At 58.1% G+C, this 15,388-nt stretch carries 7 protein-coding genes and 3 pseudogenes; 9 read left to right on the forward strand and 1 reads right to left on the reverse strand.

Annotated elements, in window-relative coordinates:
* The first annotated feature begins 188 nt into the window (after positions 1-188).
* From BRA1253DRAFT_RS34360 to BRA1253DRAFT_RS42395, 9 genes and pseudogenes are all read left to right on the forward strand, one after another.
* Positions 189-1,007, forward strand: a complete 819-nt coding sequence (locus tag BRA1253DRAFT_RS34360; protein ID WP_007601924.1) for an ABC transporter permease — start codon at positions 189-191, stop codon at positions 1,005-1,007.
* Entirely contained in the window at positions 997-2,364 is a 1,368-nt protein-coding gene (locus BRA1253DRAFT_RS34365) for an ABC transporter ATP-binding protein (RefSeq protein WP_007601925.1), read from the forward strand. Before BRA1253DRAFT_RS34360 ends, BRA1253DRAFT_RS34365 begins: the two co-directional genes overlap by 11 nt.
* On the forward strand, positions 2,357-7,942 hold the full coding sequence (locus tag BRA1253DRAFT_RS34370; protein WP_007601928.1) for a glycosyltransferase: 5,586 nt from the start codon (positions 2,357-2,359) through the stop codon (positions 7,940-7,942). Before BRA1253DRAFT_RS34365 ends, BRA1253DRAFT_RS34370 begins: the two co-directional genes overlap by 8 nt.
* Before the next feature lie 355 nt (positions 7,943-8,297).
* Entirely contained in the window at positions 8,298-9,197 is a 900-nt protein-coding gene (locus tag BRA1253DRAFT_RS34375; RefSeq protein WP_245286037.1) for a hypothetical protein, read from the forward strand.
* A gap of 48 nt (positions 9,198-9,245) precedes the next feature.
* Positions 9,246-11,081 carry a hypothetical protein gene (locus tag BRA1253DRAFT_RS34380; protein WP_007601935.1) on the forward strand — a complete coding sequence of 612 codons (1,836 nt, stop codon included), beginning with the start codon at positions 9,246-9,248 and terminating at the stop codon, positions 11,079-11,081.
* Positions 11,078-12,025 carry a glycosyltransferase family 2 protein gene (locus BRA1253DRAFT_RS34385; protein WP_007601936.1) on the forward strand — a complete coding sequence of 316 codons (948 nt, stop codon included), beginning with the start codon at positions 11,078-11,080 and terminating at the stop codon, positions 12,023-12,025. Before BRA1253DRAFT_RS34380 ends, BRA1253DRAFT_RS34385 begins: the two co-directional genes overlap by 4 nt.
* A gap of 226 nt (positions 12,026-12,251) precedes the next feature.
* A pseudogene (locus BRA1253DRAFT_RS34390) lies at positions 12,252-12,567 on the forward strand (glucose-1-phosphate cytidylyltransferase); the annotation flags it as partial.
* A gap of 778 nt (positions 12,568-13,345) precedes the next feature.
* The gene (locus BRA1253DRAFT_RS34395; RefSeq protein WP_157158674.1) at positions 13,346-13,744 is read left to right on the forward strand and encodes a hypothetical protein; all 399 of its coding nucleotides are present in this window, start codon (positions 13,346-13,348) and stop codon (positions 13,742-13,744) included.
* Between the two features lie 219 nt (positions 13,745-13,963).
* Positions 13,964-14,126: pseudogene (locus BRA1253DRAFT_RS42395) on the forward strand (enoyl-CoA hydratase-related protein); the annotation flags it as partial.
* Positions 14,127-14,311: 185 nt separating this feature from the next.
* Here the strand turns inward: BRA1253DRAFT_RS42395 and BRA1253DRAFT_RS34405 are convergent.
* A pseudogene (locus tag BRA1253DRAFT_RS34405) lies at positions 14,312-15,078 on the reverse strand (IS630 family transposase); the annotation flags it as partial.
* Between the last annotated feature and the right edge of the window lie 310 nt (positions 15,079-15,388).

The raw sequence follows: 15,388 nt of genomic DNA on the forward strand, positions 1-15,388 counted from the left end.
TGTGTCCGATTGCTGGATCCCACCGGTTTTTCCGTCCAGGATGTGACTGCGGTAGGATCGGCGTGCGTGGGTGGCATCCCAGGAAACGGGTGGCTTGAAAGGGCATCGCGGCTCTCTAGCTGCTGGTCAGATTTGCTTACTGAAGAAGCAGGGGCTCTGCGATCTGAAGCTGCAGCGGTTCTTGGTTGATGCAGGAGTTTTCGATTTCTCCGCTGAAAATGCTGGTGGACTTGTGGCGCAACCGCAGCCTGATACGCGCTCTGGTGCACCGGGAAGTGGTCGGACGCTATCGCGGATCCGTGCTCGGACTGTTCTGGTCATTCTTCAATCCGATTCTGATGCTAATTATCTACACACTAGTCTTCAGCGTGATTTTCAAGATGCGCTGGAATGTCGGGAGTGACTCGAAGACTGAGTTTGCGATGGTGCTGTTTCCCGGCCTGATCGTATTCACGCTTTTCTCGGAATGCTTGAACCGCGCGCCCAGCCTGATCCTGAGCAACGTGAACTACGTCAAAAAGGTGGTTTTTCCGCTAGAGATACTTCCTGCGGTTGCGCTGGGTTCGGCGATCTTTCATGGCGCGGTGAGCATGTGCGTTTGGTTTATTGCGTATCTGTTCTTGTTTGGAATGCCGCACCTCACCGTCGTGCTGATCCCCCTGGTTTTGCTGCCGCTGCTGCTTTTCATTCTGGGGGTGAGCTGGTTCCTGGCCTCACTTGGCGTCTATTTGCGCGACGTCGCGCAGTTCATGGGCATGATTACCACGATCCTGATGTTCCTATCGCCGATCTTCTATCCGGTGAATGCATTTCCGGAGAAATATCGCGGCCTGCTGTTCCTCAATCCGATCACGCCCGCGATCGAGCAGGCGCGGGATGTGTTGTTCTGGGGGAAGGTGCCGGACTCGTCGATGTACCTGATCTATCTTTTAGGCGGCGCCTTGGTCGCATGGTGTGGTTTTGCCTGGTTTCAGAAGACCCGCCGGGGGTTCGCCGATGTCCTCTAGGGAAACTGCAATCAAGGTACAGAGCCTCAGCAAGTGCTACCAGATCTACAACAAGCCGCACGATCGTCTAAAGCAGTCCTTGTTTCCGCGACTCGGAGCGCTGATCGGCAAGACGCGGCAGCAGTATTTTCGGGAGTTCTGGGCGCTCAGAGACGTTTCCTTTGAGGTAAAGAAGGGCGAAACCGTTGGCATTATCGGGCGCAACGGCAGTGGAAAATCGACCCTATTGCAGATGATCTGCGGAACTCTCAATCCGAGCGGTGGCGCGATCCAGGTTAACGGTCGCGTGGCAGCGCTGCTAGAGCTCGGGGCTGGTTTCAATCCGGAATTCACTGGCCGCGAGAATGTTTTTATGGCCGCCGCGCTCTACGGGCTGACCCAAGCGCAGATCGGCAGCCGTTTCGAGCGGATCGCTGCGTTCGCCGATATTGGCGCGTTCATCGAACAGCCGGTGAAGACCTATTCGAGCGGCATGTATGTCCGGCTGGCATTTGCGGTGATTGCGCATGTCGACGCCGATGTTCTGGTGGTCGACGAAGCGCTCGCGGTCGGGGATGCGGTGTTCACCCAAAAATGCATGCGCTTCATCCGAGAGTTTCAAAAGCACGGCACGTTGCTGTTTGTCAGCCACGATACCGCTGCCGTGCAGAACCTGTGTGAATCCGCGATCTGGCTGTCCCACGGCCAGATCCGGATGACCGGCACGTCGAGAGAGGTTTCTGAAAGCTACCTCCAGTTCACGCTTCAGGAAGTCTACGGCGAAGAAGCCAAGTTGATCTCGGTCACCTCAGACCGGCCGGCTGGCGGGCCGGCATCCGAAACATTGCCAATGGAGCCGCATGCGGCGCCGGCTGTGGATTACGGCGCCGTGGCCAGCGTACGGGACAATACCGCCGTCGCCACCGGCTGGAAGACCGGCCATGCCGAAATCCACTCCGTTTCTTTAACGAAATTGTCGGCCGGTCCGGAGGGGATTTACGAAGGCGGCGAGCGCGTTCGCATGACCGTCCGAGCCAAAGCACATGGTCCAGTCGACAAGCCGATCCTGGGATTTCTGATTCGCGATCGCTTGGGGCAGGATCTTTTTGGAGAGAATACGCTTCCGTTCACCGATCGGATGCCGATTCGCGTCAAGCCGGGCACGACATTCGAGGGCGTGTTCGAGTTCCGTCTGCCGATGCTTCCGAACGGGCAGTATGCCGTGATGGCGTCGGTCGCAGACGGCGATCGCTATCACAACATTCAGCATCATTGGATGCATGACGCACTGATCGTCAACGTCGCTTCAAGCAAGATTCGTTACGGACTCGTTGGCATTCCGTTCGAGCGGGTAGAGTTGCAGGTTACCAATGATTAAGCGAACGCTCCACGAGCTCTACGCCAACCACGCTGGAAAGATGTCCGACAAGTGGTCGCTCTATCTCGATGAATATGACCGCCTGTTCGCATCGATGTGGGATCGTCCGGTCCGGCTGCTCGAGATCGGTGTCCAGAACGGCGGTTCGCTCGAGCTCTGGTCGCAATTCTTTCCAAAGGCGCAAGCCATTATCGGCTGCGACATCAATCCGGATTGCGAGCGCCTGACATATGATGATCCGCGCATCGGTGTCGTTGTTGGCGATGCGAACGATCGGCAGACCCAGCAGCTAATACTGCAGCGCTCCGGACAGTTCGACATCGTGATCGATGACGGATCTCATCTGTCCAGCGACATCGTCAAGACTTTCGCGCTGTATTTTCCGCACCTTGCGGAAGGCGGAATCTTCATCGCCGAGGATCTGCATTGCAGCTACTGGGGTGCGTACGAAGGCGGTCTCTACTACCCCTATTCCTCGATCACGTTTTTCAAGCGCCTTGCGGATGTCATCAACCATGAGCATTGGGGGGTGCCCAAGGCCCGTGGCGAAATTCTGCGCGGCATCTTGGGCAAATATGGTTGCGAGCTGGCCGAAGAAAGTCTGGCGTTAGTTCATTCGGTCGAATTCATCAATTCGATGTGCGTGGTGAGGAAATCGCCCGCCGGCAAGAATGGCCTGGGTCTGCGCGTCCTTTCCGGCACCTTGGAGTTGGTGTTTCCGCTCAACAAGGAATGGGACGGTGTTTCGTACCAACCGGATGCGGCGTTCGACGAAAGCAAGAATATTTGGACCAATCGATCCGCGCCGCCCGACGAGTCGTTCATGGAGATAGAGCGCGACCTTGCCGCGTCAGCCGAGATCATTTTGGGTCTGAAGCAGAGAAACGACCAGCTAATTCGCGAGCTCGAGGGTCTGAAGCAGAGAAACGACCAGTTAATTCGCGAGCTCGACGACATTCGCAGATCGATCAGTTGGCGAATGATGGCGATCCCGCGGCTTGTAGTAATTCGCATGCGAAGTCTGGCGTCCGACGCGCCATGGACCGGCAATCTTCGTCGGATACTCAGCGCAGGCGTGAAGTCGCTCCGGCGCGCCTTTTCGAGGAGTAATTCGACGACCACCGAGCGTCTTCGTAAGTTCGTCTTGCGACACGGTATCGCTTTTTATCGACAGCACATGAGGCACACTCAATTGGGCCGCGCCATCGCGCAATATGTGCGTGATCGCGGGCTGATCAGTTCACTCGACCCGCATTCGAGCTTGCTCAGTTTAGAGATCGCCGCGTCCGAATCTGCGCCAGTCTCGGACGTCGAGGCTCTTTCGCAAGTGCCGGGCTACCACCTAAGTCTCCCGCTGAATTTCGAGGTGGCCGACGACCTCGCCGTTCGCCCCTCCGTCAATGTGCTGTTGCCAGGTCTCCGCCTCAAGCACATGTCCGGCGGTCCCAATACCGCCCTGCTGGTCGCGTCCATGCTGGCGGAGCGCGGCGAGCGCATCCGACTGATCGCCTGCGACGCGTCGCTGGAGGGTGAAGAGGCCGCGTTATTCCCCTACATGGAGCGGCTATTGAACCGGCCGATCGCCAGGGACTGCATTGAGATCGTCGATGGATTCGACCGCACCAGACCGATCCCGATCGGCATCTGCGATGTATTTTTCGCAACTGCCTGGTGGACCGCCCAGATCGCGAAATACGCGGTCGCCAATACTGCCAACAAGACCTTCGTTTACCTGATTCAGGATTTCGAGCCGATTCTTCACGAAGGCTCCACTTTTCAGGCCCGTGCACTCGAAACCTATGGACTGCCGCATATCCCAGTGATCAATACCCGACTTCTGCTCGACCATTTGGTCCGGGAAGGTGCTGGGCGCTTTGCAGACCCGGCATTTGCGGCCGATGCGCTATGGTTCAATCCCGCCCTGGATCGCGGCCATTATTTTCCCGTCCCCTCTCACTCCAAAAAGAAGGTGCTGCTGTTCTACGCTCGCCCCAACATCGCCCGCCGCAACCTGTTCGAACTTGGGCTGGTCGCGTTGCGTTGTGCAGTCGCCTCCGGCGCGATCGACAAGAACAATTGGGAAGTCTGGGCGATGGGCGAAAACATTCCGCCGATTGCACTCGGCGAAGGCGTCATGCTCAATCCGCTGCCATGGATGGGATTCGATGAATATGCTGGACGCGTGCGCACGGCCGATCTCATGCTGTCGCTGATGCTGTCACCGCATCCGAGCTATCCGCCGCTGGAAATGGCTGCGTCGGGCAAGCTGGTCGTCACCAACAGCTTCTCGGTAAAGACGGCGGAGCGCATGCGGGCGTTGTCCCCGAATATTATCGTTGCCGAGCCGAATGCCGAAAGCGTCGCGCAGGCTATCGAGAACGCAGCAGGGCGGATCAATTGCGGGCTGCCGAGTTACGATCCCTCGGGCGCGATCGCATTGCCCACGGACTGGGATCAGAGCCTCAATGGAATCGTCACGGAATTGCTTACGCGCCTAGAAGGGATGCGCGAGCCTGCGCTGGAAACCGCGCAGTCGGTGGCGCCGGGCCTGCCGTCGGTGGCGAAGAGCGACTACGAGGCCTACCGCAAGACGAGTCTCGCCCGTCGTCGCCGGGATGGAATGTACCATCAGACGCCCGGCCTGCTTTCCTTTGTAACCACCGCCTACAACACCGATCCCCGATTCCTCGAAGAGCTTGGCAACAGCGTTTTTCTTCAGGACGGGGGAATGCGTTTCGAATGGCTGATCCTCGACAACGGCTCCACAGAGGAGGGCACCCGCCGCACCCTTGTGAGGCTCGCACGACATCCGGGCGTGCGGCTCGAACGCGTCGAGAGCAATCTCGGTATCATCGGCGGAATGCGGTACTGCCTCGAACGGGCGTCCGGGCGTTATATTCTGCCGCTGGACTCCGACGATCTGATCGAGCCCGATTGCGTCCACGTTCTCACTCGCTTCATCGAGGATAACAATTATCCAGCGCTGCTCTTTACCGACGAAGACAAGCTGGACGCGGGACGGTTTCATTCGCCGTACTTTAAGCCGGACTGGGATCCGGTGCTGTTCGTGCACTCGTGTTACATAGCGCATCTTTGCGCCATCGATCGCGAACTGGCAATTCAGCTTGGCTTATACAGCGACAGCTCTGCCGAAGGCTGCCACGATTGGGACAGCTTTATCCGTTTCATGCTCGCCGGCAAAAGGCCAAAACATGTTCCGGAAGTGCTTTACAGTTGGCGCGTGCATACGGCATCGACGTCCGGAAACATCGAATCGAAGTCCTACATTACTGAGTCCCACCGGCGGACGCTGCAGAGATTTCTTGATCGCTCCGGCGCAACGAATATCGGGCTCATGAACAGCCCGCTGTTCAAATACAATGTTGACTGGTGGTTCCGGCGAGAGCGATCGCATGCGCAATCGATTCAGACGATCCTGATTGGCGCGGCGAATGGTACGGCTGACGCGTTCCCGGACGTAACTGCCATCGTGCTGGAGCGTGGAAACGTCGCCGATCTCGCCAATGCAGTCGACAGAATCGGCACCGATCTCGTCCATCTGCAATGGCACGGCGTTTTGCCGCTCGATGACGAGTGGCGCTGGGACGCCATGGGGCTGCTTGAATTGTTCGCCGATGCAGTGATGGTTGGCGGCATGCTGGATGACAGCTCCGCAATCGTGGATGGTCCGCGCGTGTTTGGCTACGGCGATGGCTGCGGTTGTCCGGATCAGGGGCGCGCGCTGACCGATCCTGGCTACGGCGCGCGGATGTGGAAGGCGCATACGGTTTCGGCGGTTTCGACGGCGCATTGCGTCGTCAGGACATCCTTTCTGAAGCAGTGTCTGGGTGAACTGCAGCGCGAAGCCGTCGCGATTGGAATGCTCGGCCCCTGGCTGGGGGCAATGGCGGCGGAGGCAGGTAAGAGGGTGCTCTATTCGCCGTTCATGCGCGCGCGTGTGGAGAGAGCCGACGCTGCGGTTGTTTCCGGGAGCGGGACGGCGCGTTGGTTGTCACGCTTCTGGTCACTGATCCCTGAGACGCGATTCTACTCACCACGACTCGGATTGACCCCCGAGACCGCCTACGCACCTGTTTCTGAACAGGAGCGCCTCAATCACCTGCGAGTCTTGCAGGCGCGCACGCTATCGTATCAAGACTGGCTGACAAGTGACTTAAGGTCCCGCCACGCGCGCTACCCGACGCCGGCCAGCCCGGCGACGATCTCAATCGTGACGCCAATTTACCATGGCAGTGACCTTGATTTACTCGACCAATTAGCGCGGGCGATCGGCCGGCAGACTCTGAAGCCTTCGCAATGGTTGCTGATCGTGAATGGCCAGATGACCGAGGCTGCGCTGACGACGATCCACCAGCGCGCCGAAAGCGATTGGGGCGGGCAAGTGCTTGTCGAGCCCGAAGCCATCGGGATTGTTGCGGCACTTCGCAGAGGCCTCGAGGCATCTACCGGCGACTACGTCGTTCCGGTCGATGCTGATGATCTGATCACAGATGATGCCATTCAGATCTTGGCGCACCAGATTGAGGTGAAGGGCCATCCCGACTTCCTGTTTTCGGATGAGGACACGCTCGTCGCCGGCCGTCCGGCCCAGCCTTATTTGCGGGGAGCCTACGATCCGTTGCTATCGCTAGACAATTCGACCATCTGGCATCTCTGCGCCATGAAACGCGAAGCCGCGATTGCGGCCGGGGTCTACAGCGACGCGGCGGCAAGCTGGTGCCAAGATTGGGATAGCGTGTCTCGCATCGCCGACAGGGGCGGCCGGATCGAACATATTCCCGAGATTCTGTATCATTGGCGGCAGCACAGCGGCTCGACCACCAATAATTCCGAAGGTGATGCGCGCCAGCTTGATTCGGTCAGACATATTCTTGCGAGACATATTGCGCGCTGCGCGAAGCCGCAGAATTTCGAGATTGCCGACTGGCCCGAGAGCCGCGGTGCGCGCGAGCTCTATATCGCGCGGCGACCACACGATCTGTCCGAGCTTATTTGGTATGGCGACGCGTTAGCAGACCGTCAGTTATCTTGTGGTCAGGATGCGATTATGGTGTTCGCCAGCAATGGCGTGTCCATTGACAGCCGAAGCGTCTTCATTGAAGCGACACGCCTGTTTGAACTGCACCCGGGCGTGGGCGTGCTTGGCGGCAATGTCGTCAACGCAGACAACGTCATCATTGACGGTTGCTACATGAGAAACGTGAACGGTGAACTGGAGGCGCCCTGGATGGGCCGCGCCGCCACCAACGGCGGGCCGTATGCGCTGGCATTGAAGACTCAAGGTGTCGACCTACCCGGCGCGGCTCTAGCGTTTTTCCGTGTTTCGGCCCTTAAACAGGTGGGACTGTGGCCGCTGACTACGGGAGCAAATCAGGCGTCGTTCGTGTGGCAGCTTTGCGAGAGACTTTCAGCGGCCGGCTGGACCGTCGGTTTCTCGCCCCTGATCCGTGGTCGCGCGCTGGCAGTGTTGCAGTGCACGGCGCGGCTGCCGGCAGAAAACTCAACCGCTCCCCGCGCGCTTGTCCGCTATGGCATGTCGCGTAATTTCGTTCTTTGATCGTCCGACGCATGTCGCTCGCTTGGAAGGTTGACCGGTCCAGAGCGACGCAGGTGGCAGCTCGACCGCTGCCCGATCTTCGCGCGAAAACCGGGCGCGGCTTAGATCCGGAACAGCTCTCAATTACGGGGACGAATGGATGACGGAAGCGTGTTTGGGTTCGCTTTACGCGGTAAGGTTGCCGCAAATTGCGGGTGAAAGTGGAAGCTGCTCATGTCATTGGGTGTTGCCGCCGCGGTCCAGCCGAAAATCGCTGTCGTGTACCTAGCGAGGTGCGCAGAAGGCGTCGCGCGGGTTAGCAAGTTCATCGATTCCTATAAGCGCCGCCCAGTCGGCATCGCCCATGACCTGGTGATTGTCTGGAAAGGCTTTCAATGAAGATCCCGCCGGTTCCCCGCAAAAAGCGATTTGCAAGCAGATTGAGCATCGATCGATCACCATGAGCGATGAAGGCTTCGACATCACAGCTTACAAGATGGCCGCAGAAGCGCTGCCGCACGATTATCTCTGCTTTTTGAACACTTTTTCCGAGATCGAATCAGACGGCTGGCTGCGAAAGCTCCATGATCACGCCTCGTGGGCCGATATCGGCATTGCCCGTGCAACTGCGTCACTGGAAAGCGTCCGTGAGAGCATGAAGAGCATGTCAAAGGCCGTCTGGCTTTGCGTGCAAGGTATCCCTTATGATCCGCTGATCGTCGAGCGATGGGGCCACGAGATCCTCAGGTTTGCTCCGCACTGGCTGGCACGACGGCCGCCATCGCTGTATAGGCGGGCCCGACGACCTGCCGGACGGGTGCTGGCGCTCAAGCTGTTCGCTCTAAGGCCGCCGAGCCGTCAGGAGGTCGAAGATCACTTCGAGATCGTATGCGCGAAGCGAGGCGCTATCTATGCTAAATTACCTTCATTTCCCAACCCCCACATTCGCACTAACGCCTTCATGATGCGACGGCCAGTGTTTCTGGAAGTGCTACCACCGACGCTTGGGACCAAGGAAGATTGCCTTGAATTCGAGAGCGGCCATACAAGCATGACGAACAGCATTGTGCAGCGGGGCCTGCATGCCGTTGTCGTTGGCGATGATGCTAGGGCATACCATTCCTCTGAGTGGTCGAGCAGCAAGACTTTCCGATCTGGCGCGCAAGAGAACATCCTTGTATCAGATAATCGAACGCGTGCTTTCGAGACGATGTTGCCAGCAGGTAAGAAGCTGTACGAGCATTGGACGTGGCACGGATCAGACAATCCCGCGTAATTTCGGTCGGACGGGCCGATGCGTGCCGCTCAATTGGACCGTTGACTGATGACCGGACAACAGACGCCCTTGGTATCGCCGAAGACACGCAATTCGCTGCTCATACTGCTCGCAGCCATTCCGGCGGTCTATCTGCTGTTGGCGATTCAGTATTCGGCGATTACGGTGCCTTTCTGGGATCATACCGAACTGATCCATTGGATTGCCGAGTGGCGAGAGGGCAACTTTCATTTCTCTAGTCTTTGGGCGCCTCACAATCACACCAGGCCGTTCGTCTATCGGCTGGTGATGCTAATCAACGCCGTCGCGACCGACTGGGATATCCGCTCTGAATACATCTACCTCTACCTGTCGATGTATGGGACGTTTGCCTGTTTCGTCTGGCTGGCGCGCCGGCTGGTTGGTGAGGCGAACGAGGTGTTTGCGGTCACGCTGCTGATCGTTTCGCTGATCGTGTTTTCGCCGGTCGGCCACAATAATCACTGGTGGTCGATGATGTTTCAGCTTGACGCCACCAACTTCTTCATTGCGCTCAGCTTCTTGATCGTGTTTACCCGACCGAAGATCTGGAGCGGTCACATCGTCGCCGCGGCCAGTTGCTGGTTGGCAGCCTTTACGCTGACCAACGGCTTCTTTGCCTTCATCGCCATCATCGTCACGTTCCAGCTCTCCGCAGCGAAGTTGATGCGGCCGGACCGATTCGCAGTTTTCTGGGTCGTCAATCTGCTGGTTGCGTCGGCTTGTTATTTGCCGGGCATAAAAATGGACAGCAGTCCAACGCATCCGAGCGTTTTGCAACTGCTGGAATTCTCTCTGGCTTATCTTGGCGCGCCGCTCAGCGGACTGCTCTGGTTTTCCTATCGCGATATGTTTCACCTCCCGCTGTCGATCGCGGCTAACGTGGTCTGCAGCTGCATCCTGCTGGCGACCGGCGCTGCGCTGAGCCTTGACGCGCTCCCGCGGCTGCGCAAGCGCAATCCGGCAGCGATGGTTCTGTTTGGCTTCGGAGGTTATGCAATACTGTCGGCCGTTGCGACCGGCTGGGCGCGAGCCGCTTTTGACGAATTCGGTGTGGCCAACGGCAATGCCAGCCGCTACACGATCTTTGGTACATATCTGATGCTCGGACAGGTCTACTACGTCGGCGCCGGTCTGGCGCACCGATGGTGGGACGAATGGGCTCATCCGATGCTTGCGCGCCGGATCGTCTTTACGCTGGCGGGAATTCTTATCGCCGCAGCATTTGTGAGCTACGGCCGGGCATGGCGGGTCTATGCTAACGCACACGACTTCAACCGGGAACTGGCGCAGGCCTATGTCTGGGGGCTCCATCCGGTTCCTGAGGATCGCTTCATACATCCTGATCCAGAAGCAGTAACCTATTTAAAACGCGAACTTCAGTTACTCGAACTGGGTCCCTACGGCAATCGGGCCTATGTCAAGGCGCAATCTCCGGTAGGCAACTTCGACAAGCCCGTCTATTTGTCGGCCCGGCGAACGGTCAAACAACGCTTCGTTGCAACCGACGATGGCCTAAAACGGCTCTCCTTCAAATTTGTCACGCCGAACGGCAAGGCCACAAAGGGCATCGTGACATGGGAACTGTCGGAAGTCGGAGGCCAGCAGCCGATCGCGCGTGGTGACGTCGATGCGGCTGGCGCGCGGGACTGGGCGACCGTGAGCCTAAAGCTCCCTTATGTCGCAGGCAGCAAGGGGCGTACATATGAATTGACCTTCTCGGGCGCTGGCGAGGACGTGGCCGCTCTTGGGTTGCCGCTCTATGAGCCTGTGGAGGGCAGCGGTCAGGCAGTGGTGCTATCAGACGATGACGATGCGCAGCGCGGACGTTTGGTCATGGAATTGACAACGGAGTATGCGAAGTGAACGACGATCGGCAGTTGCCGCGTATGACTATTGTCTGTCCTGTTTATAACGAGGAAAAGGTTGTTCCGCTATTCTTCGCGCGGGCGCTGCCGGTAATCGAGCTGCTGGCGGCGCGTTACCGCGTCGAGCTGCTGTTCCTCAACAACGCATCTGCCGACGGAACTTATGCCGAAATCGGCAAGCTGCGCGCGCAATATGATTTCGTCTATGTGATCACGTTGAGCGCCAATGTCGGCTACCAGCGCTCGCTGGAATGTGGACTGCGCAATGCGCACGGCGACGTCATCGCCTTCATCGACGTCGATTGTGAAGACCCGCCGGAAATGCTGCTGGATTTCGTCAGCTATTACGAGAAGGGCTTCGATATCGTTTATGGTGCGCGCGTGGATCGCGAGGAAGCGCGGCCAGTCAAGATGCTGCGCAAGTTGTTCTACCATGTCGTCCGATCGCTGGCGGACGAGGACATCATCCTGTACATGGCCGAGTTCTCGCTGCTTACTTCCGAAGTGCGCGATGCCATTGTAAACGACCACAGCTCGTTCCCGTTCATCCGTGCGTCGATCTCGCGGGTCGGCTTCAAGCGGATCGGCCTGCCTTACAAGCGGCAACGCCGCATCGCGGGGAAGACAAACTACAATTTCGTTGGAATGACGATTTTTGCGATCGCTGGCATCCTGTCGTCGACGACGCTGCCCCTGCGCCTGCCAATTTACGCGCTGCCATTGTGGCTGCTGCTCACGGCTGTATTGGGAGCTGCGTACATATTAGCCGAAAGCCCGTGGCTGCTGCTGCTGAACGTTCTGTGCGGTTGCACGTATTTCGGATTCACGGCGGCATTCACAGCGCTGTACGTGGCGCGGTCTTACAAGAATGGCCTCGGGCGGCCAAACTATGTAGTGAACCGCCGCTTCACGCACGCCCAGCGTGCCGTCTTGGTGTCGTAGCGAGAACGGGGCAGATCTTCTTGATTTCCGCTATGCGTGCCGGTATGGGATTTTGGACATGCTCCTGATAAAAGTGACGTTTCCTGGGGGGCAGTCGCTCTGAGGGTGCCCAAACCACCGGCGAGAATGATCGCTTTCATTTTGTCTCTCACTCAATTCGAGAACAGAATCACTGCTCCGGCCTCGGCCCGCTATTAGCGAAGAGTCCCACCTCGAGCCGAAGCCGATGATTGAGATCGGCGGTAAGCCAATTCTTTGGCACATCATGAAAATGTACTCGCATTACGGGATCGATGATTTCGTGATCTGCCTTGGCTACAAAGGCTACGTCATCAAGGAGTACTTCTCCAATTACTTCCCGCACATGTCCGATGTCACGTTTAGCATGCGTGAGAATAGCATGGAGATCCATGAGAAGTTCGCCGAGCCCTGGCGCGTGACGCTGGTTTGATACCGGCGTACTCACTATGACCGGCGGTCGGCTGAAGCGGGTCGCGCCGTATATCGGCGATGAATCATTCTGCTTCACCGATGGCGATGGCGATGGTGTCGTCGCTTGGCTCACAGCCCACGTCACCAATCTCGCACGTTTTGCATCCGCAACACCCAGCCACAAAAATTGAAAATCCCCCAAACCGACCCTATAAGATGCGCCAAGGCAATTGCGGTAGGTTCTACGCCATCGACCTTCAACATCAACTGAGCATGATGAATTTGATCTGGAAAATCAGAAATCTCTTACTGGGGGCGCCACTATCGGCTGCTTTAGGACAAGGAGCAGATGGAGGCTCGGGTGATGGCCGAGATTGCCTCCAAACAATAGACGACTTCCACAATAGACGGATTCAGAGGCGCATATTGCATCACGATCCCCCGCCGCGTCGGTGGGGAGATCGTAGTCGTCGAGAAAAAATTCGGAGGAGGGCGGCGCGAAGCTTGTTGACCGTATCACGAAGCCTTCAGGAAGACGGTCGGGGTTGATTTAGGCGGAAACGAAAGCCAATGGCTCAAGGAGATTTCCGACCTCAATGGGTCAGAGTAAAAAACGTTGCTGCAAGGAGGCGCCGAAGATATTTCGGCCATGCTACGCGACCCCGGATCAAATCATCTATTCTACGGGTTTGAAAGCATCCATGCGCGAGATTCGCCAAGCAATGAATTGTCGCATTGGCGCGAATGGTAGCATCGACTCTGCTACGACAATTTGCTCCATACTGCGCGGGCTCTGGGGATCAGGAGGCGAGTAGAGTACCCCGAGGCTGGCGTAGAATTGACGAGGCGCCAGACGTTGAAACGCTCCTGAACGAACTTGATGAAAGGTTGGGCTTCAAGATCGACTTCTCGAACCTCTATCGTGGCGAGATCGGGCTGAAGACTAGCCGCGGTGTTGCGAACTATAGGGCGATCCAAGCGTCGTATCAGGCGTGGCGTATCGTCGACAATCTCGACGAACTTCCAAGCAGCGCTTCAGTCCTTGAAATTGGCGCCGGTCTCGGCCGCACTGCCTATTACGTTATGAAGATGGGCGTTGGTCGTTATACCATTATCGACCTGCCTTTGACGAACGTGTCACCAGGTTGCTTCCTAGGCAGCACTCTCGGCGCTCACGCAGTGGCCCTGCACGGCGAGACACGAAGAACCGCTAGCGTGAAGATAAAAGGCCCGATCTGTTCGGCGATGACCCGCAGTATTCTCTTATTGTTGATGTCGACTCACTAACAGAAATGGACGCTACGACAGCAGGACAATAGTTGAGAGCCTCTCTCGCCAAGAGTCGGAAAGATACTTTCCATTAATCACGAGTTCAAGCACTTCACGGTTGGACAACTTTGCCGAACAATCGGACGCACTCACGTAAGGCGTACCCCTATTGGATGCGCCGCGGGTATGTCGAGGAGATCGTTTCGTGCGGGTAACCACGTCCGCTATCACCAGGGCCCCGGCATCGGCGGCACGCTGCGCCTGACGCGCGCGATCGGCAAGTCGAAAGCGATGGACCTCTGTCTCACCGGACGCCGCGCAGGCCGAACGCTCCGGCCTCGTCAGCCGCATCGTGCCCGCCGACAAACTGATGAAAGAGACGCCGTCGGCCGCCGAGAAGGCGCACGAGCCCCGCCACGGCCAGCACTCCGACGATCACCGCCGCCGTTTGCCAGGGAATGCCCGCGAAGGCGGTCACCAGCGCGGCGTTGCCCCGGCGGCGGCGCCGAAAGTCTTGGCGATGGGCGACCGCCGTAAATGTCAAACCTTTACTGCCTCCCCGGCAGAGCCGGGGGGCTCTTCTGGTTAGCTAGTACCTCGGCACAGTGATTGTGACTCTTTGGAACGTGACGGATAGGCTCGGCCCATTTTGGCGCGGGCTGGTTGTGAACATCCGTTTGATGGCGTGCGCATTTCGTTGTTTCTCCCATGCGGCGATTTCGCTGATGAGGCGCGTGGGGTCGTCGATTCTGCGATCCAGGCATTGGCCGCGGAGCACGCCGATCTTGATCTCGACCATGTTGAGCCAGCTGGCGGGGTGTAGTGGAACTCCAGGCGGCGCAGAATTCGCCGGGCTTCGGCGGGCGGGAATGCCTCATAGAGGGCGCCGGCCGAGTGCGTCGAAAGGTTGTCCTGTACGACCCGGATGCACGCGGCATCAGGATAGTGGACATCGACGAGCTCGCGCATCCAATGGGCGTAGTCTTCGGCCGTCCGCCGCTCGGTGACCTTGACCTTGCGCCAGGGCCAATGCACGTCGATGCAGACGAAGAGATTGACGGTACCGTTGCGGCGGTTTAGCGCTCGATCTGGCCCGGCTCGGCCGGGATCGGTTGGAGGACCTGCCGATCAGCTGCACCGGGCTCTCGTCGAAGCAGACCACCGGCCGCTTGGGATGGCGCGCTTCGGCATAGAGGTCGAGCACGCCTTCAATGCGGGCAACATATTCCCCGTTGATCCGAGGAATGCACCACATATCCTTGCCAGGCTTGAGACCGTTTTCGGCCGGCCGCCGGCGCACCTTCGCCCGACAGACTCTCGTGCCCGGTGAGCTTGACCATGGCATCGGCCAGCCTCTTTGATCCGAGCTGGCACGGGCTGTCGTAGTTCAACTTGCACACCAACTTGGACACCAAGAATCGAAGATTCGTCCGAGATCGTCTTGTTCCAGTTAACGTTCGCTGTCTTGAAGGTTCAGGCTGTCCGAACCGCTGATTTTCGCGATTGTCGTAGCGTCGTGAACGAGAACTGCGCCCCCCGGGGGCTCGTGAGTACCTCCCGTCGCGATTTCGCGCGGCGCCGGCCTCTGCCTCTCCTGGGGCGGCGAGGGTTTAAGGCCCAGATTTCCTTGATTTTCGCCAAGCCTGTCGGTATGGGGTTCTG

This window comes from Bradyrhizobium sp. WSM1253 (assembly GCF_000244935.1).
Classification (GTDB): domain Bacteria; phylum Pseudomonadota; class Alphaproteobacteria; order Rhizobiales; family Xanthobacteraceae; genus Bradyrhizobium; species Bradyrhizobium canariense.

What these genes read in the sequence shown, in the direction of transcription:
- BRA1253DRAFT_RS34370 (WP_007601928.1), top strand. Translation starts at nt 2,357, where the DNA reads ATGATTAAGCGAACGCTCCACGAGCTCTACGCCAACCACGCTGGAAAG.
- BRA1253DRAFT_RS34360 (WP_007601924.1), top strand. Translation starts at nt 189, where the DNA reads ATGCAGGAGTTTTCGATTTCTCCGCTGAAAATGCTGGTGGACTTGTGG.
- BRA1253DRAFT_RS34365 (WP_007601925.1), top strand. Translation starts at nt 997, where the DNA reads ATGTCCTCTAGGGAAACTGCAATCAAGGTACAGAGCCTCAGCAAGTGC.
- BRA1253DRAFT_RS34380 (WP_007601935.1), top strand. Translation starts at nt 9,246, where the DNA reads ATGACCGGACAACAGACGCCCTTGGTATCGCCGAAGACACGCAATTCG.